The following is a 23700-nucleotide window of genomic DNA, read 5'->3' as shown; positions in this document are numbered from 1 at the left end:
CGGGACCGCGTCGCCGCGGCGTGTCAAAAAATGGTCATAGAGACGTATAGGCCGCGAACGATACGGTCAAGCCGCGTCAATTCGCCCGATTACCGAAGAAATCCTTGACCTTGGCGAAGAAGCCCACGGATTCCGGCTGGGTCGCGCCGGAGGAGAGCTTTTCGAACTCGGCCAGCAATTCCTGCTGCTTCTTGGTGAGGTTTTGCGGTGTCTCGACGGCGACCTGGACGTACATGTCGCCCATCTGGCGCGAGCGCAGCACCGGCATGCCCTTTGATGCAATGCGGAATCGGCGACCGGACTGGGTTCCGGCCGGAATCTTCACCTTGGACTTGCCCTTGTCGATGGTCGGCACCTCGAACTCGCCGCCAAGGGCCGCCGTGACCATCGAGATCGGCACGCGGCAATGCAGATCGGCGCCATCGCGCTGGAAGAACTGGTGCTGGGACAGCGACAGGAAAATGTAGAGGTCGCCGGCCGGACCGCCGCGCACCCCCGCCTCGCCTTCACCGGCGAGCCTGATCCGCGTGCCGTCCTCGACGCCCTGGGGAATGTTGACCGACAGTGTCCGCTCGCGCGTGACCCGCCCCTGCCCTGCGCAGGACGGACAGGCGTCCTCGATCATCTGGCCGCGGCCCTGGCAGCCCGGGCAGGTGCGCTCCAGCGTGAAGAAACCCTGCGACTGCCGCACGCGGCCAGCGCCGGCGCAGGTCGAGCAGGTCTTCGGCTTGGTGCCGGCCTTGGCGCCGGTGCCCGAGCAGGATTCGCAGGTGACGGAGACCGGGATCTCGATCTGCGCGGTCTTGCCGCCGAAGGCTTCCTCGAGCGTGATCTCCATGTTGTAGCGCAGGTCGGCCCCACGCTCGCGGCCGCCACGGCCGCGCTGTCCGGCCATGCCGAACAGGTCTTCGAAAATGTCCGAAAAGGAGGAGGCGAAGCCTGCGCCGAAACCGGCGCCGCCGCCGCCGAAGCCGCCACCCTGCTCGAAGGCCGCGTGGCCATAACGGTCGTAGGCGGCGCGCTTGTCCTTGTCCTTCAGGACCTCATAGGCCTCGTTGATTTCCTTGAAGCGGACTTCGCTGCTGTCGTCCCCGGGATTGCGGTCGGGGTGGAATTTCATCGCCAGTTTGCGGAAGGACGATTTCAGGATGGAATCGTCGGCGTCGCGTTCGACTTCGAGGGTTTCGTAATAGCAGCGCTTGGTGGACATGTTGAACCCGGTCTAGTCGCAGTTCACGTCGGGGTGAAACAACGTCGCCACGCGACGATACGAGCGCCCTCGCGCCTTGCGGCAGAGGACTGCAAAGCAGCGTTCAGAATAGCGGCTGGGAGTTGATCGATCGTAACGGGGAGGCGCCCCGTTTGGCCCGGCGCGAAAGCCTCCCCCTGTCGGGGGAGGGCCGTCGCGTTATGGGTCCAAGCCATCCGCATCATGACCCTCGCGGGCTTTAAGCGGACTTCTTGTTGTTCTTGTCGTCGTCGACTTCGGTGAATTCCGCGTCGACGACGTCGTCCTTGGCAGCATCCTTCTTGGCGTCGGCCTCGGCCTGCTGCTTGTACATGGCTTCGCCGAGCTTCATCGAAGCCTGGGCCAGCGTGTTGGTCTTGGCCTTGATCGCCTCGGCATCATCGCCCTTCAGCGCTTCCTTGAGGTCGCTGACGGCATCCTCGATGGCGCGGCGCTCGGTCTCGGCAACCTTCGAACCGTGCTCGGCCAGCGCCTTCTCGGTGGAGTGCACCAGTGCGTCGGCATGGTTCTTCGCGTCGACCGCCTCGCGGCGCTGCTTGTCGGCCGCGGCATTGGCCTCGGCGTCCTTGACCATCTTGTCGATGTCGGCTTCCGACAGGCCGCCGGAGGCCTGGATGCGGATCTGCTGCTCCTTGCCCGTCGCCTTGTCCTTGGCCGACACGTTGACGATGCCGTTGGCGTCGATGTCGAAGGTCACCTCGATCTGCGGCATGCCGCGCGGGGCCGGCGGAATCCCCATCAGGTCGAACTGGCCGAGCATCTTGTTGTCGGCCGCCATCTCACGCTCGCCCTGGAAGACGCGGATGGTGACCGCGTTCTGGTTGTCCTCGGCGGTCGAGAACACCTGGCTCTTCTTGGTCGGGATCGTGGTGTTGCGGTCGATGATGCGGGTGAACACGCCGCCCAGCGTCTCGATGCCGAGCGACAGCGGGGTGACGTCGAGCAGCAGCACGTCCTTGACGTCGCCCTGGAGCACGCCGGCCTGGATCGCAGCGCCGATCGCGACGACTTCGTCGGGGTTGACGCCCTTGTGCGGCTCCTTGCCGAACAGCTGCTTCACGACTTCCTGGACCTTCGGCATGCGCGACATGCCGCCGACCAGAACGACTTCACCGATCTCACCGGCGGTGACGCCGGCATCCTTCAGCGCCTTGCGGCAGGGCTCGACGGTCTTCTGGATGAGGTCATCGACCAGCGCCTCGAACTTGGCGCGGGTGAGCTTCATGGTCAGATGCTTCGGCCCGGTCTGGTCCGCCGTGATGAACGGCAGGTTGATCTCGGTCTGCGTCGTCGAGGACAGCTCGATCTTGGCCTTTTCAGCGGCTTCCTTCAGACGCTGCAAGGCGAGCTTGTCGTTGCGCAGGTTGATGCCCTGCTCCTTCTGGAACTCGTCGGCGAGATAGCCAACGAGGCGCATGTCGAAATCCTCGCCGCCGAGGAAGGTGTCGCCGTTGGTCGACTTCACCTCGAACACGCCGTCGCCGATCTCGAGAATCGAAATATCGAACGTGCCGCCGCCGAGGTCGTACACGGCGATCGTGCCGGCCTTGGTCTTGTCCAGACCATAGGCTAGCGCAGCCGCGGTCGGCTCGTTGATGATGCGCAGCACTTCAAGGCCCGCGATCTTGCCGGCGTCCTTGGTCGCCTGGCGCTGGGCGTCGTTGAAGTAGGCAGGAACGGTGATGACGGCCTGGTCGACCTTCTGGCCGAGATGGGCTTCCGCGGTCTCCTTCATCTTCTGCAGGATGAACGCCGAGACCTGCGAGGGCGAGTAGGTCTGGCCGTCGGCCTCGACCCAGGCGTCGCCGTTGGAAGCCTTCACGATCTTGTACGGAACGAGCTTCTTGTCCTTCTCGACCATCGGGTCGTCGTAGCGGCGGCCAATGAGGCGCTTCACTGCGAAGAAGGTGCGCTCGGGATTGGTGACGGCCTGGCGCTTGGCAGGCTGGCCGACGAGGCGCTCACCGTCGTCCGTGACGGCGACGATCGAAGGCGTCGTGCGCATGCCTTCGGAATTCTCGATGACTTTGGCGTTCTTGCCATCCATTACGGCGACGCACGAATTCGTGGTGCCGAGGTCGATCCCAATGACCTTTCCCATGGTCCTGATATCCTTCTTTATTGCGGCAGGTTGGTTGGGCCCAGAAGGCACCCGATCCAAAACCCCCTAAGATCAAACATCCGCGATATTGCGATGGTTGAGGCTCATATAGGAGGGGGGGAGGGGCCCGCAAGGACCGAACGCAAGTTTCAGCCGCGAAAACATTGGGTTTTGGAAGATCATATCGGCCTTTGGAGGCCCTTGACGGTGAGGGTTTATTAACGGGTTCAGCGGTCAGCCGGACCATGCCCGGCGGTGCGCCCCACCCTGTTACGGCGCAGCCAAACCCGTTAAAAGTCCGGGCGGCCGGACAGCGCCGCCAGGGGCCACGCCCCGCGCGACAAAGGGGCCCGACGGCCCACCATCGAACGGCCTCAATGTGGACCAAGTAGACTAGCCATGAAATTGATACGCCCCCTCGCCGCGCTCGCCGTCCTCATTGCCTCCGCCGTTCCGGCCCTTGCGGCCGATGCCATCTTCCCGCCGGGCCTGCGCGTCGGCATGGTGCCGTTGATCGGTCTCTCCCAGGCCAAGACCTTTCCGGGCTTCGAGAGCGAGGACGGAGGCGTGAAGGTGCTGGTCACCGAGCTGCCGCCCGACGCCTATGGCGAGGTATCCAACGCCTTCAAGGCCAATCCCGGCGGCGCTGGCGGCATCAAGCCGGACAAGATCGAGACGCCGGCGGGCCTTGCCTATTACACCGTCGAGACCGGCAAGGCCGGCACGGCAACGGTGAAGCGCTATTCGATGATCGTGCCGGGCACCGGCTTCTCCGGCTATGTCGCCGTGCAGGTCCCCGAGAACGCCACCAAGATCTACTCGGACGACGCGGTGCGGCAGATGTTCGCCACCGCCGTCACGCGCAAGGAGGTGCCGGTCGACGAGCAGCTCGCGCAGATGCCGTTCAGGATCACCGATCTCGCCGACTTCAAGAACGTCCGCATGCTGTCGCCGGGCGCCAGCATCGTGCTCGCCGACGGCGACGAGACCACGGGCTTCGAGCCCAAGCCGTACATGATCATCGGCCTGATCGGTGCAACGCCGCAGCAGCCGGATGATCGCGCCCGCTTCGCGCAGGAGGCGGCGATGCAGATCCCCGGCATGCGCGAGTCCAGAATCACCATGTCCGAGCCGATCCGTGTCAACGGCCAGCCGGCCATCGAAACCCGGCTCGACGGCGTCAGCGGCAAGGACAAGACCCAGGTCACGGTGGTGCAGTGGATCCGCTTCGGCGGCGGCACGTCGCTGCGCATCATCGCCAGCGCCCCGCGCGACCAGTGGTCGGAGGCCTTCACGCGCTTCCGCGCGGTGCGCGACGGCATCCAGCCCAAAGGCTGACTGTCTCCACAATGGACAGTGCGCTCCCTCCCCCGCTCGCGGGGGAGGGTTGGGGAGAGGGTGTCTCCACAATCGAGAACCCCCAAGAGGATAGAGCCCTCACCCGGCGCCTTGCGCCGACCTCTCCCGCAGGCGGGAGAGGAGCACCGAGCCCTCGGCTCAAGCTCGATTTCTCACCAAAGCCGGCCGCATTTTCGAGCTTTTGTTCGTATACTAATGGAACTACGCTTTCCTTCCTGGTTCATCCTGGAGGGAAGACGTACGATACTGGATCGGCGCAAAGTACTCGCGGGCGTTTCCACTGTTGCTCTCGCGAGCCTCGTTTCAAGCAAGCTCTGGGCGGCGACGGCGATCAAGCCCGACGATGCCTCCGCGCTGCTCGTGATCGACGTGCAAAACTGCTTCCTGCCCGGTGGCAGCCTCGCCGTGAAGGAGGGCGAGCAGGTGGCGCCGATCATCAACAAGATCGCAAAAACGTTCGCCAATGTCGTGATGACGCAGGACTGGCACACGCCGGGGCACGTGTCGTTTGCCTCGGTCCATTCCGGCAAGAAGCCGTTCGAGACCATAGACCTGCCCTATGGCAAGCAGGTGCTGTGGCCCGACCATTGCGTGCAGGGCACCGACGGCGCGGCGCTGTCGAAGGATCTGTCGATCCCGCAGGCCGAGCTCATCATCCGCAAGGGTTTTCACAAGGACGTCGATAGCTACTCGGCTTTGCTGGAAGCCGACGGCAAGAGATCGACGGGCCTCGCCGCCTATCTGAAGTCGCGCAAGATCAAGCGCGTCTTCGTCGCAGGGCTAGCCACCGATTTCTGCGTCGCCTGGACCGCGCTCGACGCGCGCAAGGCCGGCTTCGAAGTCTATGTGGTGGAAGACGCCTGCCGCGGCATCGACAATCAGGGCTCGCTGGCCAAAGCGTGGGCCGACATGGCCAAGGCCGGCGTGAAGCGGATCCAGTCTGCGGATATCGCGGCCACGGCGTAAGCTATTTGACCCTCATGGTGAGGGGCGCGAAGCGCCGTCTCGAACCATGAAGGCCGAGCTGCAGCAGCGGGGCCTTCATCCTTCGAGACGCCGCGTTCCGCGGCTCCTCAGGATGAGGGTTCAGGTTTGTGTGCGTGGCGAAGCGCGGCTTACGCCGCGCCGTTCGACTCGTTGTTGTTGGCGGCGGCAGCGGCTTTCGCGCCGCCCTTGGCGACGCCGACCAGAGCCGGGCGCAGCACGCGTTCGCCAATGGTGTAGCCGGCCTGGACCACCTGAACCACCGTGCCCGACGGCACCGACGGATCGGGCACCTCGAACATCGCCTGCTGGAAGTTCGGATCGAACTTCTGGCCCGAGGGGTCGAACTTCTTCACGCCGTGCTTTTCCAGCGCGTTGAGCAGCGAGCGCTCGGTGAGCTCCACGCCCTCGATCAGCGCGGTCAGGCCGGGATCGGCATTGGCACGCGCCTCGGCCGGCACCGCATCGAGCGCACGCTGGAGGTTGTCGGCGATGTCGAGCACGTCGCGCGCAAAACCCGTGATGCCGTAGAGGCGCGCGTCGGCGACCTCCTTGGTGGTGCGCTTGCGTAAATTCTCCATCTCGGCCAGCGTCCGCAGCATGCGGTCGCGCGCCTCAGCGGCTTCCTTCTGCAAGACCTCGACCGAGCCGGGTTCCGGATCGTCGGGCATGATGTAGGGCTTCGACACCACGGGCTCGCCGGTCGGCGCAGTCGTGTCTTCGGGTTGCCGGTCTTGCTCGGTCATCGGCTGCCTTCTCGAACTCGTCTCAAGGGATTTTTCTCGCCGGGATATCGTGCTTTGCAGCGCGAAAATCAAGCACCCGTGATCAGGCGAAAACGGGCGTCAGCCACCCAGAAGGCGGCTGACGATACGGGCGGCATAGTCCACGGTCGGGATCACGCGGGCATAATTCAGCCGCGTCGGCCCGATCACGCCCAAGACGCCGACGATATGACCGGCGGCATCCCGATAGGGCGAGATGATCGTCGAGGAGCCCGACAGCGAGAACAGCTTGTTCTCCGAGCCGATGAAGATGCGCACGCCCTCCGCGGTCTCGGCGCGCCCGAGCAGGTCGATCACGCCGCGCTTGGTCTCGAGATCGTCGAACAGCAGCCGCACCCGCTCGAGATCCTCCAGCGCATGCAGGTCTTCGAGCAGATTGGCGTGGCCGCGCACGATGAGCTGGCGGTCCTCGTTCTCGCCGCCGGACCAGCTCGCGATGCCCGCCGCGATCACCTTCTGGGTGAGCTGGTCGAGCTCGGCTCGGGCCTGCCCGAGTGCGGTTTCCAGCTCCAGCCGCGCCTCGGCGAGGGTACGGCCGCGGATGCGGGCATTGAGGAAGTTTGACGCCTCGGTCAGCGCCGAGGACGGAACTCCGGGCGGCAGCGTCAGCACGCGGTTCTCGACCTGGCCATCCTCGCCGACCAGGATCACCAGCGCCCGCTCCGGTTCCAGGCGGACGAATTCGATATGCTTCAGCCGCGCATTGGACTTCGGCGTCAAGACTACGGCCGCGGCGCGGGTGAGGCCCGACAGCCGCGTCAGCGCCTCCTCCAGCGCCGCCTCGACCGACTGGGCGTGGCCGACGGTCGTGAGCTGGCTCTGGATCGATTGCCGCTCGGCCTCGTTGAGCTCGCCGACCTGCATCACGGCATCGACGAAGAAGCGCAAGCCGAGTTCCGTCGGCAGCCGGCCGGCGGAGGTGTGCGGGGCGTAGATCAGGCCGAGCTGTTCCAGATCGGCCATGACGTTGCGCACCGAGGCCGGCGACAGCGGCAGCGCGATCAAGCGGGAAATATTGCGCGAGCCGACCGGCTCGCCGGTCGCCAGATAACTCTCGACGATTTGGCGAAAGATGTCGCGGGAACGCTCGTTGAGCTGGGCGAGGCCCGCGCGCGGCGCGATCAGATGAATCGGATCGTGATGGGCCACAGACGGTAACTCCTCTCAGATGCACATAATTTGTCCATCCAGAAGGCCCCTGACAAGCGCGTCTTTGGCCAATCCCCGGACGGCGTTTCGTTGCCCCCGGGGGAAAAGCCCTTGCCGGGCCCCCTTCCCCCTCCTACAAGCACCGCGAACAGCCTTTTCCCTGCGAGTTTTGGAGGATTTCCCATGCGGCCAAGCCGCCGTGCGCCCGACGAATTGCGCCCCGTGACGCTGGAGCGCGGCGTGGTCAAATATGCGGAAGGCTCCTGCCTGGTGAAATTCGGCGACACCCATGTGCTCGTCACCGCCACACTGGAGGAGCGCCTGCCGCCGTGGCTGAAGGGTCAGGGCCGCGGCTGGGTCACCGCCGAATACGGCATGCTGCCGCGTGCGACCTCGGAACGTACTCGCCGCGAGGCTTCTGCCGGCAAGCAGAGCGGCCGCACCGTCGAGATCCAGCGCCTGATCGGCCGCTCGCTTCGCACCATCGTCGATCTCGAAGCGCTCGGCGAGCGTCAGATCACGGTCGATTGCGACGTGCTCCAGGCCGACGGCGGCACGCGCACGGCCTCGATCACCGGCGCCTGGGTGGCGCTGGCCGATTGCATCAACTGGATGAAGACGCGCAACATGATCAACGCCAACGTGCTGCGCGACAACGTCGCCGCGATCTCCTGCGGCATCTATCAGGGCACACCGGTGCTGGATCTCGACTACGCCGAGGACTCCGAGGCCGAGACCGACGCCAATTTCGTCATGACGGGCGATGGCCGCATCATCGAGGTCCAGGGCACCGCGGAACGCGAGCCGTTTACGCAGGAGGAGTTCCTGTCGCTGATGGCGCTGGCCCGCAAGGGTGTCGCGCGTCTCGTGGACTTGCAGAAAATGGCGGTGGCGTAGTCAATAGGCCATGCACCGGCGAATCACAGGCAAGCTCATCATCGCGACCCATAATCCCGGCAAGCTTGCCGAGATGCGGGAGCTGCTGGCGCCGCACGGTGTCGAGGCGGTCTCGGCGGGCGAACTTGGCCTCGACGAGCCCGAGGAGACCGGCCACGACTTTCGCAGCAATGCCGCGATCAAGGCCATCGCCGCCGCGAAGGCAATGAGGCTTCCGGCCTTCGCCGATGATTCCGGCATCGTGGTCGACGCCCTCGACGGCGCACCGGGAATCTACAGTGCGCGCTGGGCGGGCCCGAAGAAGGATTTTGCCGCGGCGATGGCGCAGATCGAGCGCCTGTTGAGGGAGCGCGGCGCGACCGCGCCGGACAAGCGCAAAGCGCATTTCGTCTCCGCGCTCTGCGTCGCCTGGCCCGACGATCATCTCGAGGAAGTCGAGGCGCGCGTCGACGGCACGCTGGTCTGGCCGCCGCGCGGCACCGCCGGCTTCGGCTACGACCCGATGTTTTTGCCCGACGGCCACACGCGCACCTTTGGCGAGATGGAAAGCATCGAGAAGCACGGCCTCCCGCCATTGGGCCTTGGCTTGTCGCACCGTGCCCGCGCCTTCGTGAAACTTGCGGAGATCTGCCTTGAGCCGCGCTGACAGGGACGCCTTCGGCGTCTACGTGCACTGGCCGTTCTGCCTGTCGAAGTGTCCCTATTGCGACTTCAACAGCCATGTCCGCCACGCTGCGATCGACGAGGCGCGCTTCGCAAACGCCTTCGCCCGCGAGATCGAGACAACGGCCGCGCGCGCCCCCGGCCGCGAGGTTACCTCGATCTTCCTTGGCGGCGGCACGCCGTCGCTGATGCAGCCCGCAACCGTCGGCGCCGTGCTAGAGGCGATCGGCAAGCACTGGCGCGTCGCTGGCGATGTCGAGGTCACGCTGGAAGCCAACCCGACCAGCGTCGAGGCGACGCGCTTTGCCGGCTATCGCGCCGCCGGCGTCAACCGCGTCTCGCTCGGCGTGCAGGCGCTCGACGATGTCTCGCTGAAGATGCTCGGACGCCTGCACAGCGCGCGCGAGGCGCTGGATGCGGTTGCGATCGCACGCCGCTCGTTCGACCGCTACTCGTTCGACCTGATCTACGCGCGCCCGGACCAGACGCCGGCGATGTGGGAGGGTGAGCTCCGCCATGCCATCGACGAAGCCGCCGAGCATTTGTCGCTCTACCAGCTCACCATCGAGGAAGGCACGCCGTTCTTCGGACTGCACCAGGCCGGCAAGCTGAAGACGCCGGACGAGGCGGTCGCGCGCGCGCTCTATGACGTCACGCAGGAGACCTGCGACAAGCTCGGCCTGCCCGCCTACGAGATTTCCAATCACGCACGCCGTGGCGCCGAGTGCCGGCACAATCTGGTCTACTGGCGCGGCGAGGAATATGCCGGCATCGGTCCCGGTGCCCATGGCCGGCTCGACATCGACGGCATCAGGCACGCGACCGCCACCGAGAAGCGTCCCGAAGCCTGGCTGATGCGGGTCGAGACCAATGGCGACGGCGTCGTCACCGACGAGCTCCTCAACAGCGAGGAGCGCGCCGACGAATTCCTGCTGATGGGGCTGCGCCTCGCCGAAGGCATCGATCCCAAGCGCTATGCCGCGCTCGCCGGCCGCCCGCTCGATCCCCGCCGCATCGCGCTTCTGCGTGAGGAAGGTGCCATCACCGTCGACACGACCGGCCGCCTGCGCGTGACCAGCAGCGGATTCCCGGTGCTGGATGCGGTGGTTGCGGATCTCGCGGCGTAGCGAGATGTCGTAGGGTGGGCAAAGCGAAAGCGTGCCCACCTCTTCTGTCGCAATCGTGTTCTGTCGCAATCGTGGAGATATGGTGGGCACGGCGCGAAGAGCGCCTTTGCCCACCCTACGAGAGCTCCACTTGCGGCTACGCCCCAAAACTCTTCGGCGAGCCTGCGACCGCGACGCCGCCGCCGGTGGTCACCTTCATCACCGCTAATCCCCGCTCGTTGGTGCCGTCGGCGCGGAAGCGGAACAGGCCGTCGATGCCGGCGAAGCCGGACGGATTGGTGAGAACGTCCTGCGAGAAGCGCGTGGTGCCTTGCGTGCGCGCCAGCGCAGCGACGAGCGCCACCGCATCATAGGCGAGCGTCGCCGTACGCACCGGCTCGGCGCCATATTTCGTGCGGTAGCGGCCGGAGAAGGCGCGAAAGCCCGCCGGGTCCGGCGCGGCGTAAAGACCGCCCTGCAGCGCCTGGCTGGCATAGACGCGCGGATTGTCCCACAGGCCGGTGCCGAGCAGCTGGATGTTGCGCAGGTTGGCGCCGGCAGCGGTCAGGGCATCGGCCACCGCAACGACGGAATCGCCGTCATCGGCGATGAACAGCGCGTCAGCACTGCCGAGCGCCTGCGCGACGTTGCGCGCCGGGGTGGCGCGATCGCCGCCGAATTTCTCGAACGCAACCACGCGTCCGCCCCGCCGCGGCACCGCCGCCTTGAAGGCCGCCTCCACCACGTTGCCATAGGCATTCTCCGGCAGCAGCGCCGCGAAGGAGCGTTTTCCGATGCTGGCGGAATATTCGACGATGCGGTTGACGTCCGACTCGGGCAGGAAGCTCAACAGGAAGACGCCGCGGCCGGCGATGCTGGCATCGGTCGAGAATGCCATCACCGAGATGCCGCGCGAGCGCGCGACCTGCGCAACGGCCGGCACGGATTGGGCGAACAACGGCCCCAGAATGATCTCCGCACCTTCGTCGACCGCCTGCTGCGCGCCGCCTTGCGCGCCCTGCGGCGTGCCGTTGTCGTCCTTGATCAGGAGCTGGACGTTCGGGTTCTGGAATTCGGCGAGCGCCATCTCGGCGGCGTTGCGCATCGACTGCGCGGCGAGCCCGGCATTGCCGGCGGCCGACAGCGGCAGGATCAGGCCGACCTTCACCCCGCCGGTGCCGGCGGTGGTGGCCTGCTGCTGCGGCCCGGCAGGCCCCGGCTGAGGGGAGGATGAGCTGAACGGATTGGAAAACTGGCTGAGGCTCTGCTGCACGCCGGTGCAGGCCGAGAGCAAGGGCGCGCCGAGCAGGAGCCCGAGCGCGCTCCGCCGGGTCGCTCCCGACAATCGGGGCCCGGAGGTGGGAGACTTGGGGTAGCGCGGGCCCGGCATGGCAGCTCTTCGTAACGACCAGCCTATCCAGGCCCAGTCAGGACTTCACCTCCGCAAGGGAGGACGCGGATTGCAGCATATTGTCGGCAAATAGTTAACCAAAACAAAAGGATAATAACCGCTTAACGCGGCCGCCCCTTCACGATGGCAAGCTGTCCGCCGATTTTGCCGGGCTGCACCAACGCGGGCTTTTCGCCGCGAATATGGCGCAAGCGCGTCTCTCCCTTTAAGTATCCATTATGCGCGCAAAAGCCGCCCCGATAAATACGCCTGAAGGTGCGGCGGAACCCGCCGCGCGCGGTTTTGCCATTGGCACCCATCACTTTTCAGCCAGCAAGGCGGCGCCGGGCCTCTACCTCGTCGCCACCCCCATCGGCAATCTCGGCGACATCACCCTGCGGGCGCTCGAGACGCTCGCCGGCGTCGACATCATTGCCTGCGAGGACACCCGGATCACGCGGCGGTTGACCGAGCGTTACGGCATCGCCGCGCAGCTCAAACCCTATCACGAGCACAATGCGGAGGCTGCGCGGCCAAAGATCCTGCAGGCGCTGGCGCAGGGCGGCTCGATCGCGCTGGTCTCCGATGCCGGCACGCCGCTGATCTCCGACCCCGGCTTCAAGCTGGTGCGCGAAGTCTCTGCCGCGGGCCACGCGGTCTACGCGCTGCCCGGCCCGTCCTCGGTGCTGGCAGCCTTGTCGGTCGCGGCGCTGCCGACCGACCGCTTCTTCTTCGAAGGCTTTTTGCCGGCCAAATCAACCGCGCGCCGCAAGCGGCTCAGCGAGCTCGCCCGTATCGACGCGACCCTGGTGCTGTTCGATTCCGGCAATCGCGTGCAGGAGACGCTGGCCGATCTCGCCGACGTCATGGGCAATCGCGAAGCCGCGATCTGCCGCGAGCTGACGAAGCTGCACGAGGAGATCTCGCGCAGCTCCCTCAGCGAGCTCGCCGGCCGGGCCGATCAGCTTGAGACCCGTGGCGAATTCGTGCTGGTCATCGGCCCGCCGGCTTCAGATGCGCAGGAGATGACGCCGGATGCGCTCGACGAGCTGCTGCGCGAACAGCTCGCGATCAGCAGCCTCAAGGACGCGGTCGCGCATGCGGTCGAGCTCTCCGGCCGGCCGCGTCGCGAGGTCTATGCCCGCGCGCTCGAACTCGCCAAGAATCTGCACAAGGATCTGCACAAGAATTTGCGGGGCGATGATGGCGAAGACTGACGGCGCCCGGCCCGCCGAGCCAAAACTCCCCTCGCCCGAACGTGTCGCCGCGTTCCAGACCGGCATTTCCGCGGAAAGCCGCGCCGCGGCCTTCCTGATCGCCAAGGGCTATCGCATTCTGGCGCGACGCTTCCGCACGCCGCATGGCGAGATCGACATCGTGGCGCGCCGGCGCAACCTGATCGCCTTCGTCGAAGTCAAGGCCCGCGCCAGCCTCGATGAGGCCGCCTTCGCCGTGACGCCGCGCCAGCAGCAGCGCATCATCGATGCCGCACAAGGGTGGCTTGCAGCGCATCCCGAGCATGCCGAATTTGAATTGCGATTTGACGCCATGCTGATTGCGCCGCGGTCACTTCCGCGCCATGTGTTGGCGGCATTCGACGCCTCGACCTGAAAGGCAGCCCATGAAACTGAACGTCGCCGTCCAGATGGACCCCATCGCCCGCATCAACATCCGCGGCGATTCCACCTTTGCGCTGCTTCTGGAGGCGCAGAAGCGCGGCCACGGGCTGTCCTACTATACGCCCGACAAGCTGTCGCAGGTTGGCGACGAGCTGGTCGCACCGGTCCAGCTTCTGACCGTGCGTGACGAGCCCGGCAATCACTTCACCCTCGGCGAGCCCAGGCGCGAGGCGCTGAGCGGCTTTGACGTGGTGCTGCTGCGCCAGGATCCGCCGTTCGATCTCGCCTACATCACCTCGACCCATTTCCTGGAGCGCATCCATCCCAAGACGCTGGTCGTCAACGACCCCGCGAGCGTGCGCAACGCGCCGGAAAAGCTGTTCGTGATGAACTTTCCGCAGCTGATGCCGCCGACGCTGATCTCGCGCGACCTCGACGAGATCAACGCTTTCCGCGAGCAGCATGGCGCCGTCGTGATGAAGCCCCTGCACGGCCACGGCGGCGCAGCCGTGTTCCGCGTGATGCCGCAGGACATGAATTTCGGCTCGCTCTACGACATGTTCTCGGTGACCTTCAAAGAACCCTGGGTGATCCAGCAGTTCATTCCCGAGGTCAAGCACGGCGACAAGCGCATCATCCTGGTCAACGGCGAGTTCGCCGGCGCCGTCAACCGCGTCCCGGCGCCCGACGATCTCCGCTCCAACATGGTGCGCGGCGGCGCAGCGCAAGCAACCGACCTCACCCCGCGCGAACGCGAGATTTGTGAAACGGTCGGGCCGGCACTGCGCGAGCGCGGCCTGCTGTTCGTCGGCCTCGACGTGATCAACGACCGGCTCACCGAGATCAACGTGACCTCGCCCACCGGTATTCGCGCAATCTCCCGGCTCGGCGGGCCGGACGTCGCGGCGAAGATCTGGGACGTGATCGAGCAGAAGCGAAGCAAGTAATCCGCACGCGCTGTAACTCTCTCATGTCGTCCTGGACAAGCGAGCTCCTGGCAAACGCGCAGCGTTTGTCCAGAGCGAGCGCCGATCCAGGACCCATTACCCCAAAGGTTCGTCTTGAGAGCGGCTGTGGCCATCACCTCCTGCTGCAACATTTCGCTGGGGTAATGGGTCCTGGCTTACGCCAGGACGACATCGAGGGAAGATCGCCTTGCTCCGTCGCAACAAGCTTTCTCCTCGCGAGCTAACCACGCGTTCACCATGTCGCGTCACGCACAGACACAAAACCCCTTTTCCCTTGCGTGAATCTACGGAGTTATTTCTTTCCGAATAACGCGGCGTTCACCATGCAGCCAAAACCCGCTGCGTGACCGGCGATCACATTCGGCCTCGCAACACCCCTTATACTTTTACTGCCTACTCATCGACGACGGGGAACCCCGCCACGTGCGGTTCGAGCATCCCGCGTAAGAGTAGCAGCGTATGAATACCGCACGCATCGTCGTCCTCATCATCGCGCTCGGCGCAGGCGGCATCGCCGCGTATCTGGCGAGCAGCTATGACAACAGGCCGGCACCTGCGGCAGCGCCCGTGGCCGTGCAGCTGCCCACGGTCGAGGTTCTCGTCGCAAAATCCGACATCGGCCTTGGCCAGACCGTCAAGCAGGAAGACCTGCAATGGCAGACCTGGCCGGCGTCTGCCGCGAGCGGCAGCTTCATCCACCGCGAAGACCGTCCCGACGCCGTGAGCCAAATTGCCGGCTCGATCGCGCGCACGCCGCTGATGCAGGGCGAGCCGATCCGCGAGCAGAAGCTGGTGAAGGCCGACGGCTCGGGCTTCATGGCCGCGATCCTGCCCTCAGGGATGCGGGCGATCTCGACCGAAATTTCCGCCGAGACCGGCGCCGGCGGCTTCATCCTGCCGAATGACCGGGTCGACGTGCTTCTCACCCGGCGCGACAGGAACGCGGGCGCCAACGGCGGCGCCGATGTCGTGTCCACCGAAATCATCCTGTCCAACATCCGCGTGCTGGCGATCGACCAGGCACCGAAGGAAAAGGACGGACAGAACAGCGTCGTCGGCAAGACGGTGACGCTCGAATTGAAGCCCGAGCAGGCCGAGACGCTGGCCCGCTCGCGGCAGACCGGCCAACTGACGCTGGCGCTGCGCAGCATCGCCGACGCCAAGGTCGCCGACAAATCCGACGACGAACAACCCGCGAAGCGGGGAGCCAGCGTGAACGTTGTTCGTTACGGCGTTTCAAGCACATCGTCACAGAAGTGATGGGGATACCCGGGATGAAGAGTGGGGAGTATCGGAACGCGCTGCGCATTCGGGGGAATCGCGCGCGTTCTTTCGGGATGGGGATCATGCTGATGCTCGGCCTCGCCGCAGCACCGGCGATCGCGGCGGACGCACCGGTCGGCGACCAGACCCCGGTGCAGGCGCCTGACCTCGGCGTGTCACCGGTCGCAACGATCGCTCCGGCCAGGACACGCTTCCTCGCGCTCGGCGTCGGCAAGTCGGTGGTGATCGACCTGCCGCGCGAGGTGAAGGACGTGCTCGTCGCCGATCCCAAGATCGCCAACGCCGTGATCCGCTCCGCACAGCGCGCCTACATCATCGGCAGCGCGGTCGGGCAGACCAACGTCGTGTTCTTTTCGTCCGACGGCCAGCAGGTCGCCGCCTACGACATCGCGGTGAAGCGCGACCTCAACGGCGTGCGCGCCGCGCTCCGGCAGTCGATGCCGGGCGTCCAGATCGAAGGCGTCGGTGACGGCGTCATGCTGACGGGCTCGGTGTCGAGCCCGGTCGAGGCTCAGCAGGCCGGCGACGTCGCCGCGAAACTGGTCGGTAACGCCGACAAGGTCGTCAACAACATCGTCGTGCGCGGCCGCGACCAGGTGATGCTGAAGGTCGTGGTCGCCGAGATGCGCCGAGACATCATCAAGCAGATGGGCGTCGATCTCAGCGCCAGCCTGAATGCCGGCACGGCGGTCGTGAACTTCAACAATTCCAACCCGTTCACGGTGAGTGGCGGGCCCCTGGTCAGCGGCAACGGGCTTGGGCTGGGCGCCCTCTCCAAGGGATCGGTCACGGTCGCCGCAACCATCCGCGCCATGGAAAGCGCCGGTGTCGTGAAGACGCTGGCCGAGCCGAACCTGACCGCTATCTCGGGTGAATCAGCGACCTTTATCGCAGGCGGCGAATTCCCGATTCCGGGAGGCTACGCTTGCGATCCCGTCACGCATGTCTGCACCACGCAGATCTCCTACAAGAAGTTCGGCATCTCCCTGAACTTTACGCCCGTGGTGCTGAGCGAGGGCCGCATCAGCCTGCGCGTGATGACCGAGGTCTCGGAGCTGTCGAACACCAACGCGATCACCGTCTCGCAGTCGATCTCCTCGAGCACGACGAGCTCCGTCACGATCCCCTCGATCCAGACCCGCCGCGCCGAGACCTCGCTCGAGATTCCGTCGGGCGGCTCGATGGCGATGGCCGGCCTGATCCAGCAGCAGACCAAGCAGGCGATCAACGGCCTGCCCGGCCTCGACCAGATCCCGATCCTCGGTCAACTCTTCCGCAGCCAGGACTACGTGAACAACGAAACCGAGCTGATGGTGATCGTGACGCCCTATGTCGTGCGCGCGGTCGCGCAGAAGGAGCTGTCCCGGCCCAATGACGGGTTTGCGCCGCCATCGGATTCGCAGTCGGCGCTGCTCGGCCGCATGAACCGTCTCTACGGCATCGCGCACCACATCGATCCCGTCACCGGTTACCAGGGCGATTTTGGCTTCATCATCGACTGAGACGAACGAGCTTCAACACGAGGGGGATGAAGCGATGACGAAATTACCGGTCGATTGCCGCAAGAAGCTGCGCCTCGCGGTCGCGCTGATGGGCCTCGCCGTCACGCTCGGTGCGTGCAACACCACCGAGGAGGTCATCACCCAGACGGTGCCGACCGACTACCGGCAGCGCCATCCGATCGCGGTGCAGGAGGCCAAGCGCTCGATCGTGATCTTCGTCGGCCAGGCACGCGGTGGCCTGTCAGAAGCGCAGCGCGCCGACGTCATCGGCATCGCGCGGGACTGGGCGCATGAAGGCACCGGCGCCGTCGTGGTCGACGTGCCCGTCGACACCAGGAACGCCCGCGCTGCGGCTGCGACCTACCACGAAATCCGCTCGGTGCTGGCGGCCGGTGGCGTGCCCGCGCGCGGCATCGTGCACCGCGCCTATCGCCCCGATGATCCCGCCCTGCTGCCGACCATCCGCCTGAGCTACTCGAGGATCGCCGCGGTTGCAGGTCCCTGCGGACTGTGGCCGGAGGATACCGGGCCGTCGATCTTCGACCCCGGCTACAACGAGAACAAGCCATACTTCAATCTCGGCTGCGCGACACAGCGCAACCTCGCGGCGATGATCGACAACCCCGCCGATCTCGAGCAGCCACGCGCCGAAACACCCGCCTATGCCGAGCGGCGCGCGATCGCGTTCGAGAAGTACCGCAAGGGCATGCCGACCTCGACGACCTACCCCGACGCCGACAAGGCCAAACTCAGCGACACGGGCAAATGACAATGAGCGGCCAATACGAAGACGACGACGCTCCGCAGCATCCCGACGAGCACATCGCGCCGGTCCCGCGGGTCTCGGTGCAGGCGTTTTGCGAGACCGAGCAGACCTATGACGCGATCACGGCGGCCGGCCAGGACCGCCGGCTCGCGAAGGCCCATCTCACCGTCAAGGAGGGCGGCCTTGCGGCAGCGGTCGAAGCCTATGGCTCGATGCCGACGCCGAACGTGATCGTGATCGAATCCGACGGCACGCGCGACATCCTCGAAGGGCTCGACGATCTCGCCGGCGTCTGCGATCCCGGCACGCGCGTCGTCGTGATCGGCAATCCGAGCGACGAGGCGCCCTATCGCGAGCTGCTGCGTCGCGGCGTCAACGACTACGTGATCGGACCGGTCGAGACCATCGACGTCGTGCGCTCGATCTGCAGCCTGTTCTCGGCCTCGGAAGCCATCATCACCGGTCGCGTCATCGCCGTGGTCGGCGCCAAGGGCGGCGTCGGCGCATCGACGATCGCGCACAACGTCGCCTGGACCATCGCGCGCGATCTGGCGCTCGATTCCGTCGTGATCGATCTCGATCTCGCCTTCGGGACCGCGAGCCTCGACTACAACCAGGATCCGGTGCAGGGCATCGCCAACGCGGTGCTGACGCAGGAGCGCCCCGACACCGCGCTGATGGAGCGCCTGCTCGCCAAATGCACCGAGCGTCTCAGCCTGCTGGCAGCACCCGCCACCCTCGACCGCGTCTATGATTTCGGCGCCGAAGCCTTCGACGCCGTGTTCGATACGCTGCGGATGACCACACCCTGCATCGTGCTCGACGTGCCCCATCAATGGTCGGGCTGGACGCGCCGCGCGCTGATCAACGCCGACGACATCGTGATCGTGGCCGAGCCCGATCTCGCCAACTTACGCAACACCAAGAACATGCTGAGCGTGCTGAAGGCCGCGCGGCCCAACGATCGGCCGCCGCTCTACTGCCTCAACCAGGTCGGCATGCACAAGCGCGCGGAGATCGAGGTCAAGGCCTTCGCCAAGACCATGGAAAGCCAGCCGGTCGCGGTCATTCCCTTCGATTCAAGGCTGTTCTCGACCGCCGCCAATAACGGCCAGATGATCTCCGAAGTCTCCAAGAGCCATCGCACCGCCGAGACGTTCCAGAACCTCGCCAACCGGCTCGCCGGGCGCGGCGATGTCAAGAAGCCGAGGCAGTCATTGCTGGCGCCGCTCTTGAAGAAGCTGAAGCGCAAGCCGAAGCGCGAATCCGCGCCGCATCGCAAAGCGTCGTAGTCTTACTGCGTCACCAGAGCCTCATGGTGAGGAGCGCAGAGCGCGTCTCGAACCATGAAGGCCCGCATCTCACCCACGGCCATCCTTCGAGACGCGCGTTCCGCGCTCCTCAGGATGGGGAAAAGAGTGCTCATGACCCAGTAGAACTAGGTTGGCGCTCGGGCGACGCTACTTCTCCGCCCGCTGCTGCTTCTTGGCGAGGAGCTGCCGCAGCGCCGTGACCTTGGCCTGGGCCTCGTCCGGCGGCAGATCGGCCTTCACGATGCCCTCGGCTTCGGCCTGACGACCCTGTAGTCCAACCACGAGCGCGAGATTGGCCCGCACCCGCGCATCCTGCGGCGCGCGCTCATGGGCACGGCGCAGCGTCTCCTCCGCCTTGGGCAGATTGTTCTGCAGCACGTAGGACAGGCCGAGATTGGACAGCACCGACGGCTCGTCCGGCACGATCTTCAAGGCGCTGCCGTAATATTGCTGCGCCTCCTCGTTGCGACCAAGCTGATCGAGCACCGCGCCTTGCGCCGACAGGATATGCCAGTCGGGATCCTCCGGCGTATGCGCGCGGCTCAGCACATCGAAGGCCTGCTGGAAATTGCCGCTGTCGGCGAGCGCGCGGCCATAGGCTGCAAGCAGCGGCTTGTTGCTCGAGTGGGTGAGCACGGCCTGCTCGAGCACGGCGACGGCCTGCGAGCGCTGGCCGTTCTCGCGCAACGCCTTGCCGTATTGCAGCGCGATCTCGGGATCGCTCGGGGTCGCCCGGTAGCGCTCGCGCAAGGCGTCCATATCGGGCTTGGCCTCGTGGGCCTTTTCCGACGTGGCGCCGAGCGCGCCGGTGATGTCCTCGAGTCCCGTGGTCTGGCAGCCGCAAAGTCCGAGCGCGAAAAGCGCGGGCAACAGCCATCGTGCCGGGGAAGCGACAAGGGACGAACGCTGGGACATACTCTGATCTACCGTCGGCGACTGATCAGAGATGCTTTCCCGATTAACGCTAATTTCCCGTTAAGGACGGGCGACCCGGCCGCCCCAATCGATCTCAATCGATGAATTCGGCGCCGAATTCGCAGCCGATGCGCCAGCGGAGCTGGCACTGGCGGGAATAATCCGGTGCGAAGATGATGGTGAACTGCGGCGGCACCTCCAGAAACTCCGCCACCACTTTCACACCGCCATCGGAAATATCCGTGATCGTGCAATCCCTCGGCAGCGACCCCGCGCCAAGATGAATCTTGGCAAGCCGACTGCACACCCGACGTTCGCTTCTCCGGCGATTTGCAAGCATCTCGATTGTTCACTTGTTAGATCACGGCCCATCCCGCACTCCTACACGTACCGAACATTCGTTGGGATGTGCTGAGCGGATCGGCTCGCATTCGAGACTTACTCTCCCCGCCCCGTTTACGCCTCGTTAGGAAATGCTCTGGGCCCCGACAACCGTTCCCGTATTGTTCTTGCCAGGCGAACGGCCGCCTGCTAGCCTCGATTGCAGGAAAGGGCAGGCTGGTTCGAGCATGGTACAGCGGGTTTCTACCGTCGCCTTCGAGGGGATCGAGGCCCGCGCGGTCGACGTGCAGGTCCAGGTTGCGCCTGGCCTGCCGGCCTTTGCCATCGTCGGTCTTCCGGACAAGGCGGTCTCGGAGGACCGCGAGCGGGTGCGCTCGGCGCTGATCGCCTCGGGGCTGTACCTGTTGAAATTACTTCCGCTTTGACAGCGTAGCGGACATCACCGGAATATCTGCCCGGCCAGCTCTGTCGCGATTGATCCAGAGCGGACGAGGACTGTTGGCTGATATCTGCTTTTGACCCGATGGCGCACAACGCCATTTCGAGATTGCGTTTTCCTACTGCAACGACCGCTCTCAGTAACTCAGCTTCGGATACCAGTCCTTGCCGCGTCCGTCTGGCGTCAGATCCAGAATAGACCACAACGAGGCGACGTCAGGAGCCAGACGCGGGTCTTCGCCCGGATCGGCCATATCTGCCGTCATCTCAGCGGCCCAGAACAGCCGCACTTTATCGCCGTCGCGCTTGAACACAGTGATCGCCGGCCATTCCGAGCCGTCGCCTTTCAGCGACCCGATATCCTTGGCGTAGTCGTCGCCAATGGTCTGTACGAAATCCAGATTGCGCCAGCCGCGCTCCTGCGCGAATGCAAGTTGTCGCGGCACCGGCGAGCGGCCGAGCACCTTCAACGCGACGCGCTGCTTGATGTCGGCCGCGTTGCCATTCACCGCGCCGAGCCAGTTAGTACACATCGGACACGGTCGCTCGCGTTGCGGCCCGAACATCCAGAAGTAGGTCACCAGCGCGTTGTGTCTGCCGAACAGGTCCATGAGCCCCAACTCGGAGCCGTTGGCGTCCTTGAAGCGATAGTCCTTCTCGATGACAGGACCGGGGGGAAGCGAACGGCGCTGTTCGGTGAGCCGCGTCATGTGGCGGCGGAATTCGATTTCCTCGGCAACCAGCGCCACGCGCGCCGTGCGGTACTCCGGGCTCTCGCCGGCGAATGGAGTTCTGGCGAGCTTTGCTAGGGTTGCGGCCGGCTTCAGTGTGTGAGCGTCCATCATGCGCCTCCGACGACATCGTTCGTTACCATAACTCCGGCCCCACACGACTGTTTCACGTCGGAACCTCCGGCATTGCGCCCTCAAAGCCACTGTTTACGTGATGCGGCTCTGCATCCGAGTGCATCGAGCGCCGGCTCAATTCTAAGGAATTACAGCCATCGGAATAAGGCGGCCTCTTTCATACGACGCCAACGGGCGATGTCGCCTTGTGTGCCCATCGCGACCCCAATTTTCCATTGACGAAATCACATGGTTTCGTTGGGGCCACACGCTTCTCCATAAGAAGCCGTCAATGACGCCCACCAAGCAGCAATAAAGCCGCTTGGGGGCGGTTCGCGGTTCCTTCGAGTGTCCACTTGCGCTGGCAAATCGAAGTTCCAAGTTCTGGCATCCAGAACCGGCCAAAGAATAGAGGAAGTGCAAGCAACCTCGCCGCATCAGGTGTATAGTCTTTGCATCACCGGCCGAGGCTCTGCCCGTAGGCGTCGGTGGCTGAGAGACACTGCTGTGCTCCCGCCTGCAAAGTCAGGGAGCGCGGCTATGCCGATTATCGGTCAAATCTTCCATCCTTTATCAATCGATACCGCACATCTCGAAATGGCCAGTGACAGTATTCGCGAAGCCCTTGCGGTGCTGAGGAAGCCATGCGCCGATACGTTCCTCGGGCGCGAGACTTACAAGCCGTTTCCGAAAGGCACGGACGAAAATAACACAGGCAATAGCAACTAAGCTCATCCGGGCCCATTGTCGTCCGATGATTGATCCGCTTTTTGCTCGCGCTCAGCTCGCTATTGAAGAGAGCAAAGCTCTTCGAGAGGAAAAGCACGCATTGCAAGCTCGTCAACATCATGCTCGGGAGGAGCTTTGTCGCTCCGTACTTGAGAGCGCCATGTGCCTGACAGAAACAAAGGCATACCGAGACGATCAGCAACGGCAAGGCGCTACCGCGTGAATGCGCCCTCCTGCTGTAACCTCGGCGGCCGCAGCGGCCTTTAAGCGGGGAGTTTTGAAGTCGGCCGGGAGGACCACGCGAAAACGTAGGTCCACCTGCGGAACGACCCGTTTCCTAAGAACCACGGGACGCGGCGGCGTCTGACAAGCCGGTGGCCTGCGGCGACACCGCGGTCTTGTCATTGACGAACTCACCTGTTGATAATCGGCGCGCCAGGCGCCGGCAAATCGATGATGGCCGCGCGCCTGCCCTCGATCCTGCCGCCGCTGTCGCCGGGCGAGCTTTTGGAGGTCTCCATGATCGCCTCCGTCGCCGGCGAGATCGAAGGCGGCGCGCTGACCTCGCGGCGGCCGTTCCGCTCGCCGCATCATTCTGCCAGCATGGCCGCACTGACCGGCGGCGGCATGCGCGCAAAGCCCGGCGAGATCTCGCTCGCGCATCAGGGCGTCCTGTTCCTCGACGAGCTTCCGGAGTTCGATCCGCGCGTGCTGGATTCGCTGCGCCAGCCGCTGGAGAACGGCGAGGTCTCGGTGTCGCGTGCCAATCACCGCGTCACCTACCCTGCCCGCTTCATGCTGGTCGCAGCGATGAATCCGTGCCGTTGCGGCAACGCCTTCGAGCCCGGCTATGCCTGCAAGCGCGGCCGCATCGATCGCTGCACGGCGGACTACCAGGCGCGCATCTCGGGTCCCCTGATGGACCGCATCGACCTGCGCATCGAGGTGCCGGCGGTGACCGCGGCCGACCTGATCCTGCCACCGCCGGCGGAAGGATCAGCGGAAGTCGCCGCGCGCGTCGCCGCGGCGCGCGATATTCAGCGCGCGCGTTATCAGGCCGCGGGGTTGCCGAACGTCCGCACCAATGCGGAGGCACCAGCCTCGGTGCTCGAGGAGATCGCAAAGCCCGAAGCGCAAGGCCAAAAACTCTTGCGCGATGCGGCCGAGACCATGCGGCTGTCGGCGCGCGGCTATCACCGCGTGCTGCGGGTGGCGCGCACGCTAAAGCGTGATGGCATTAAGTTCGATAGCCTGAATTTTTGAGGTAGTTGGCGCATTCCTCGGGGGTGAAGGCAT

At 65.1% G+C, this 23700-nt stretch carries 21 protein-coding genes and 2 pseudogenes; 15 read left to right on the top strand and 8 right to left on the bottom strand.

The genetic code is table 11. From position 1 onward, the window contains the following. Positions 1 to 76 precede the first annotated feature (76 nt). Both dnaJ and dnaK read right to left on the bottom strand, forming a co-directional pair. Complete coding sequence (gene dnaJ, locus SO140_RS39675) at positions 77 to 1210, bottom strand: molecular chaperone DnaJ (RefSeq protein ID WP_449383669.1); 1134 nt, start codon at positions 1208 to 1210, stop codon at positions 77 to 79. 238 nt (positions 1211 to 1448) lie between these two features. Beyond that, on the bottom strand, positions 1449 to 3350 hold the full coding sequence (dnaK, locus tag SO140_RS39670) for a molecular chaperone DnaK (protein WP_212372928.1): 1902 nt from the start codon (positions 3348 to 3350) through the stop codon (positions 1449 to 1451). Positions 3351 to 3749: 399 nt separating this feature from the next. Between dnaK and SO140_RS39665 the strand changes: the two genes are divergently transcribed. Then, positions 3750 to 4688 carry a hypothetical protein gene (locus tag SO140_RS39665; RefSeq protein WP_449383670.1) on the top strand — a complete coding sequence of 313 codons (939 nt, stop codon included), beginning with the start codon at positions 3750 to 3752 and terminating at the stop codon, positions 4686 to 4688. A gap of 264 nt (positions 4689 to 4952) precedes the next feature. Next, entirely contained in the window at positions 4953 to 5675 is a 723-nt protein-coding gene (gene pncA / locus SO140_RS39660; RefSeq protein WP_449383686.1) for a bifunctional nicotinamidase/pyrazinamidase, read from the top strand. 149 nt (positions 5676 to 5824) lie between these two features. Here pncA and grpE read toward each other — a convergent pair whose 3' ends face one another. Next, on the bottom strand, positions 5825 to 6439 hold the full coding sequence (gene grpE, locus SO140_RS39655) for a nucleotide exchange factor GrpE (protein ID WP_449383671.1): 615 nt from the start codon (positions 6437 to 6439) through the stop codon (positions 5825 to 5827). 99 nt (positions 6440 to 6538) lie between these two features. After that, positions 6539 to 7627, bottom strand: coding sequence for a heat-inducible transcriptional repressor HrcA (gene hrcA / locus SO140_RS39650; RefSeq protein WP_498543898.1), 1089 nt, complete (start codon positions 7625 to 7627; stop codon positions 6539 to 6541). Positions 7628 to 7810: 183 nt separating this feature from the next. On the opposite strand from hrcA, the gene rph reads away from it, so the two are divergent. From rph to hemW, 3 genes are read left to right on the top strand one after another with little or no spacing between them, the layout of a single operon-like run. Further along, the gene (gene rph / locus SO140_RS39645) at positions 7811 to 8524 is read left to right on the top strand and encodes a ribonuclease PH (protein ID WP_449383672.1); all 714 of its coding nucleotides are present in this window, start codon (positions 7811 to 7813) and stop codon (positions 8522 to 8524) included. Between the two features lie 10 nt (positions 8525 to 8534). Beyond that, complete coding sequence (gene rdgB, locus SO140_RS39640; RefSeq protein ID WP_449383673.1) at positions 8535 to 9170, top strand: RdgB/HAM1 family non-canonical purine NTP pyrophosphatase; 636 nt, start codon at positions 8535 to 8537, stop codon at positions 9168 to 9170. After that, positions 9157 to 10314 (top strand): radical SAM family heme chaperone HemW, encoded by a 1158-nt coding sequence (gene hemW / locus SO140_RS39635; protein ID WP_449383674.1) that lies wholly within the window; start codon positions 9157 to 9159, stop codon positions 10312 to 10314. The genes rdgB and hemW overlap by 14 nt, the downstream gene beginning before the upstream one ends. A gap of 136 nt (positions 10315 to 10450) precedes the next feature. Here the strand turns inward: hemW and SO140_RS39630 are convergent, their stop codons facing one another. Next, entirely contained in the window at positions 10451 to 11683 is a 1233-nt protein-coding gene (locus SO140_RS39630; RefSeq protein WP_449383675.1) for a penicillin-binding protein activator, read from the bottom strand. Between the two features lie 239 nt (positions 11684 to 11922). Here SO140_RS39630 and rsmI point away from each other — a divergent pair, with 239 nt between their 5' ends. The 7 genes from rsmI to SO140_RS39595 all read left to right on the top strand — a co-directional run bounded on the left by rsmI (position 11923) and on the right by SO140_RS39595 (position 19114). Beyond that, positions 11923 to 12900, top strand: a complete 978-nt coding sequence (gene rsmI, locus SO140_RS39625; protein WP_449383676.1) for a 16S rRNA (cytidine(1402)-2'-O)-methyltransferase — start codon at positions 11923 to 11925, stop codon at positions 12898 to 12900. Continuing rightward, complete coding sequence (locus tag SO140_RS39620) at positions 12887 to 13294, top strand: YraN family protein (RefSeq protein ID WP_449383677.1); 408 nt, start codon at positions 12887 to 12889, stop codon at positions 13292 to 13294. The genes rsmI and SO140_RS39620 overlap by 14 nt, the downstream gene beginning before the upstream one ends. Before the next feature lie 10 nt (positions 13295 to 13304). Then, a complete protein-coding gene (gshB, locus tag SO140_RS39615; protein WP_449383678.1) occupies positions 13305 to 14249 on the top strand; it encodes a glutathione synthase in 945 nt (314 codons plus the stop codon). A gap of 480 nt (positions 14250 to 14729) precedes the next feature. After that, positions 14730 to 15530 carry a Flp pilus assembly protein CpaB gene (cpaB, locus tag SO140_RS39610; protein ID WP_449383679.1) on the top strand — a complete coding sequence of 267 codons (801 nt, stop codon included), beginning with the start codon at positions 14730 to 14732 and terminating at the stop codon, positions 15528 to 15530. 14 nt (positions 15531 to 15544) lie between these two features. Further along, a complete protein-coding gene (locus tag SO140_RS39605; RefSeq protein ID WP_449383680.1) occupies positions 15545 to 17056 on the top strand; it encodes a type II and III secretion system protein family protein in 1512 nt (503 codons plus the stop codon). A gap of 34 nt (positions 17057 to 17090) precedes the next feature. Further along, positions 17091 to 17825, top strand: a complete 735-nt coding sequence (locus SO140_RS39600; RefSeq protein ID WP_449383681.1) for a CpaD family pilus assembly protein — start codon at positions 17091 to 17093, stop codon at positions 17823 to 17825. Positions 17826 to 17827: 2 nt separating this feature from the next. Further along, the gene (locus SO140_RS39595; RefSeq protein WP_449383682.1) at positions 17828 to 19114 is read left to right on the top strand and encodes a CpaE/TadZ family protein; all 1287 of its coding nucleotides are present in this window, start codon (positions 17828 to 17830) and stop codon (positions 19112 to 19114) included. Positions 19115 to 19282: 168 nt separating this feature from the next. Here the strand turns inward: SO140_RS39595 and SO140_RS39590 are convergent, their stop codons facing one another. Both SO140_RS39590 and SO140_RS39585 read right to left on the bottom strand, forming a co-directional pair. After that, positions 19283 to 20050, bottom strand: a complete 768-nt coding sequence (locus tag SO140_RS39590; RefSeq protein WP_449383683.1) for a tetratricopeptide repeat protein — start codon at positions 20048 to 20050, stop codon at positions 19283 to 19285. Between the two features lie 94 nt (positions 20051 to 20144). Next, complete coding sequence (locus SO140_RS39585) at positions 20145 to 20390, bottom strand: PilZ domain-containing protein (protein WP_283038918.1); 246 nt, start codon at positions 20388 to 20390, stop codon at positions 20145 to 20147. Between the two features lie 229 nt (positions 20391 to 20619). Here SO140_RS39585 and SO140_RS39580 point away from each other — a divergent pair. Then, a pseudogene (locus tag SO140_RS39580) lies at positions 20620 to 20796 on the top strand (magnesium chelatase domain-containing protein); the annotation flags it as partial. 171 nt (positions 20797 to 20967) lie between these two features. Here SO140_RS39580 and SO140_RS39575 read toward each other — a convergent pair. Further along, positions 20968 to 21672 (bottom strand): DUF899 family protein, encoded by a 705-nt coding sequence (locus tag SO140_RS39575; RefSeq protein ID WP_449383684.1) that lies wholly within the window; start codon positions 21670 to 21672, stop codon positions 20968 to 20970. Positions 21673 to 22215: 543 nt separating this feature from the next. Here SO140_RS39575 and SO140_RS39570 point away from each other — a divergent pair. Together SO140_RS39570 and SO140_RS39565 are read left to right on the top strand one after the other, a co-directional pair. Continuing rightward, positions 22216 to 22404, top strand: a complete 189-nt coding sequence (locus tag SO140_RS39570) for a hypothetical protein (protein ID WP_449383685.1) — start codon at positions 22216 to 22218, stop codon at positions 22402 to 22404. 414 nt (positions 22405 to 22818) lie between these two features. After that, positions 22819 to 23628, top strand: a pseudogene (locus SO140_RS39565) (YifB family Mg chelatase-like AAA ATPase); the annotation flags it as partial. Between the last annotated feature and the right edge of the window lie 72 nt (positions 23629 to 23700).

The organism is Bradyrhizobium sp. UFLA05-108, assembly GCF_059803455.1.
This window is presented reverse-complemented; position numbering and strand designations above follow the sequence as displayed.